The 534-nt window shown below is 44.9% G+C and carries 2 tRNA genes and 1 rRNA gene; all 3 read right to left on the bottom strand.

What is annotated here, in order from left to right:
• Nucleotides 1-175: 175 nt before the first annotated feature.
• Nucleotides 176-248, bottom strand: a tRNA-Ala gene (locus tag H8716_RS17535).
• A 34-nt stretch (nucleotides 249-282) separates the two neighbouring features.
• Nucleotides 283-356 (bottom strand) — tRNA-Ile (locus H8716_RS17530).
• A gap of 7 nt (nucleotides 357-363) precedes the next feature.
• Nucleotides 364-481 (bottom strand): 5S ribosomal RNA (rrf, locus tag H8716_RS17525).
• Between the last annotated feature and the right edge of the window lie 53 nt (nucleotides 482-534).

Genomic DNA, 534 nt, shown 5'->3' with positions numbered 1-534 from the left:
AAGTGTTTACTAACATTTACTATTCTCTTGGTTGTTACCTGTTAAAGATAACTTCCTCGGATGTCTCTATCGGCATGGTTACAATCTTTTGATTGAACCATTTGATATTTTGTATTTTCCATATGCGATTTTCAAGGTACAAATTTCATTAGGTGGTTAAATTTCTTTAACCAAATGGAGATGGAGAGATTCGAACTCTTGACCCCCTGCTTGCAAGGCAGGTGCTCTCCCAACTGAGCTACACCCCCATATTGGATTATTCCAACGGGCTTTATACCCTAATGGGCTTAAGTGGACTCGAACCACCGACCTCACGCTTATCAGGCGTGCGCTCTAACCAGCTGAGCTATAAGCCCTTTTATAATCTGGCGTCCACCTGCTCTCCCACACCGTCTCCAGTGCAGTACCATCGGCCGCTTAGGTCTTAACCATCGTGTTCGGGATGGGAACGGGTGTGTCCCCTAAGCGCATCGACACCAGAAGTTTTGTCATCCTTGATGACTGAACAGTGAAACAATCTTTACTTCCGACTCT

This window comes from Jingyaoa shaoxingensis (genome assembly GCF_014385005.1).
Lineage (GTDB): Bacteria > Bacillota > Clostridia > Lachnospirales > Lachnospiraceae > Marvinbryantia > Marvinbryantia shaoxingensis.
Note: the sequence above shows the minus strand (reverse complement) of the source record. Positions and strands in the feature narration are given on the sequence as shown.